Here is a 3,102-nt window from a genome sequence, read left to right as displayed (position 1 = left end):
TCGTCGGGGGATGGGTGGGGTTTGTGGGCGAGCAGAGCAATGCGGTGCTGCGGAAGCGGCGTCCTGCGAGAAATGTGACCTCGCAATTGGGGCCTCCTTCCCGCCCCAAGAGAAACATATCGCGGGCTAAAATTTAAACGGAATTTTATAAGGTAAAGCGACGCTTTAAATTTAAGTTGTAAATTTATCAGTTAAATTCCAAAAATTTATGCATATTTACGTTGTGTGCCATACATGACCAGTAAGGGGGCGGCGCTCAGAGTTAGCGGGGCGCCCCCTTACCAACCCCCACCCGCGCGACGCTAGCGGTGTTGCAGACTGCGTCCGCGTTATTTAAATTGCGGCTCACGCCGCATGAAATTTCAGCGAAAAGCCATGCTACAAATTCCGCGGCGAAATTCTACGTTCAAAGCACTCGTGCTTTTGCAAAACCTCGGCGAAGGCATGGATAAAATGAGCGAATTCCGCATCATTCGCGCTGGCGTCTGAAGCGAAAGGGCTTTCGAGCCAAAGTCTAAAGCGATACGACCTTTGAGCCGAAGCCCCCTTCTGCGGGCGTGCCGTCGCGAAAGCCCTTGACGCTGGGGTGCGATTTTAAAAACTCCTTGACCGCGAACGCGAGCTTGCCCGTGCCGATGCCGTGCTTGACGATGATCTCATCAAAGCCCATCACGAGGCTTTGGCTGATGAATTTATCGAGCCTGCTGATCGCTTCCTCGGCGCGCAAGCCGTGCAGATCGAGCACGAGCGACGCGGAGGCGGGCTTTTGCACCTTTATGCTGATGTTTTTTGCGGGTGCGGGCGTCGCGCCACTGCGCTTTAGCTCGCTAAGCGGCACGCGCAGCCTGATACCGTCGCTTAGCATCAGCGCCTGGGTTTTGCTGAGCGATAAAATTTCGCCCTTGATCTTGCCGTATTTTACGCGATCGCCCACCTTGAAGCTTTGCGGCTCAGGAGCGCTGAGTTCGGGCTGCTGCACGGCTCGTGCGAGCTCGTTTGCGCGGTTTATGGCGCGCTGCTTTTCGCGCACATCGCTTAGGCTCACGCTGCGTTTGGCCTCCGAAATGGCGCGGTAGTATTCGTTTTGCAGCCTTGAAAGCTCCGCCTTCAGCTCGCTTTGCGCGCGCTCGCGCTGATCTTTCAGCGCCTCGCTTAGCGCATCCAGCTTCTCCTCTTTTTGCTGCGTTTGGGCTAGTTTTTGCTTTAGCTCAAGCTCTAAATTTATCGCTTTTGAGATCGCTTCATTTAGATTCTCTTTGTTTTCGCCGTAGTTTTTGCGCGCCGCGGCGATCAAATTTTGCGCTATGCCGTAGCGCAGCGCGGTTTCAAAGGCGTAAGATTTGCCGATCGTGCCCTTTAAAAACTCATACTTCGGCGCGCTGTTTTTCTCGTCGTAAAGCGCCGCCAGCAGCTCTACGCGCGGATCCTTCGCGAGCAGCATCGCTAGGCGCTTGTGATGGGTGGTGATGATCATCTTCACGTCGCCGTTTATCAGCTGCTCGATCATCGCGCCGTATAGGCTCGCAGCCTCCTCAAAATCGGTACCCAGCTCGATCTCATCGACGCCGATTAGAATTTCTTTGCGCCCGAATAGCTTGCTAAAGGCAACCATCCTGCCCGCGAAGGTCGAGATGTCGTTTTTGGAGTTTTGCGGATCCTCCATTATGAGCTCGAACTCTTTAAAGGTGCCGATGCGGCTGAGGCTTGCGCGAATAGGCATCGGAAGGAGGTATTTGGCTAACAGCGCCGCGCTTAGAATACTTTTTAAAAGCATAGATTTTCCGCCCGCATTCACGCCAGTGATGAGCAGAATTTTGCCGCTAAACTCCACGCTTACGCGCTTTGGATTTTTAAGCGCGGGGTGGGCGAAGCTATCTAGGACGATGTCGCGCGAGGGCCCCGGCAAGACGAACTCGTAATCGCTCGCTCTTGCCATCGCGGCGCGCGCAATCAGCGCATCGATCGTATCGAAGGCGGCGTTTATAAATTTTAAAAAAGCTAAATTCTTATTGAAAACGGCGCTGATCTGCTTGCAGTGCTCGAAAACGATCTGCTCTTTTTTATCCAAAATCGCGCTTTGAGCGGACTTCAGAGCCGCGATCGCGTCTGGAAGCACGTAAAAATAGCCTCCGCTTGAGCGCGCTACGACGCTGCCTTTTAGCACGTGATTAAAGCCGCCGCGCACCAGCAGAGCCTCGGTGTCGCTTATGTAGTGGATCTGCGTGTCGGCGAGATAGGGCGAAAGGGCTTTGGAATAGATCAGCCTTTTTAGCGTCTGCTCGATCTCGCCCTTTTTTATCTTAAACGCCTCGTTCAGCGCGCCGAAGCGCTCGTCTATCGCGTCGCGAAAGCCGCCCTGGTCGTCGAAATAATCCTTTAATTGCGCGATGGGCGCAGGAATTTCGATCTTCGCAAGCCAAGCGGCGAGTTTACCCTCGAAGGGCTGCTTTTTGAGATACAGAAAATATCGGACGATCTTGCTAAACTCGTAAATTTCGCTGATATGAAGCACGCCGTGCTTTGAGATGCGCATCAGCGCGTCGTCTAGGTTCGCGACGCTCTCGCACTGCGCCAGATCAAATTTCGTAAGCTCTGAAATTTTTTCAAAATTTAGCTTGCTGTCGCCGCTTAAAAACAGCGGCTTTTCGCGCGCCAAAAAGCTTTTAAATTTGGCTAGATACTCGCCCAGATCGAGGCGCGTAAAGAGTTCGTCACTGATCATAAACGCACTCTTTGATCTTGTAGGTTTTGCCCCTAAACTTCGCGCCCGCACTTTTTTTGGCGATGAAAGCGCCCATCGAAAAGGAGTAGGTGAAATTCTCTCGCGTTACGATCTGCGCGGAGCTTTGCAAATTTAAGCTCTGCGGCGCGGAATTTTGCGTATTTTTAGAATTCTGTGCGGAGCTTTGCGGATCGTAGGTTTGTGTGTCGCCTAGTTGCGCGGAATTTTGTGAGGCAGATCTTCGCATACCTTCTTGATTCGCGGAATTTTGCGGCGCGAGGTTCTGCTTATCGCCTTGCTGCTTAGAATTTTTCGAAGTAGGGCTTTGTGCGAAATTTTGCCCGCCCGAGACGGCGCCGTTTACTTGCGCGGCGGAAGCC

3 protein-coding genes are annotated in these 3,102 nt (G+C 52.9%); 1 reads left to right on the top strand and 2 read right to left on the bottom strand.

Going from position 1 to position 3,102, the window contains the following annotated elements; all coding sequences use genetic code 11:
• Positions 1–354: 354 nt before the first annotated feature.
• On the top strand, positions 355–489 hold the full coding sequence (locus Q0140_RS09135; protein ID WP_297963934.1) for a hypothetical protein: 135 nt from the start codon (positions 355–357) through the stop codon (positions 487–489).
• A 25-nt stretch (positions 490–514) separates the two neighbouring features.
• Here Q0140_RS09135 and Q0140_RS09130 read toward each other — a convergent pair whose 3' ends face one another.
• Both Q0140_RS09130 and Q0140_RS09125 read right to left on the bottom strand, forming a co-directional pair.
• Entirely contained in the window at positions 515–2,722 is a 2,208-nt protein-coding gene (locus Q0140_RS09130) for an endonuclease MutS2 (protein ID WP_297963932.1), read from the bottom strand.
• The coding region (locus Q0140_RS09125; RefSeq protein WP_297963930.1) for a hypothetical protein at positions 2,712–3,102 on the bottom strand (391 nt) is incomplete at its 5' end. The genes Q0140_RS09130 and Q0140_RS09125, both read right to left, overlap by 11 nt.

It is taken from the genome of uncultured Campylobacter sp. (assembly GCF_938045405.1).
Classification (GTDB): Bacteria; Campylobacterota; Campylobacteria; order Campylobacterales; family Campylobacteraceae; genus Campylobacter_B.
This window is presented reverse-complemented; position numbering and strand designations above follow the sequence as displayed.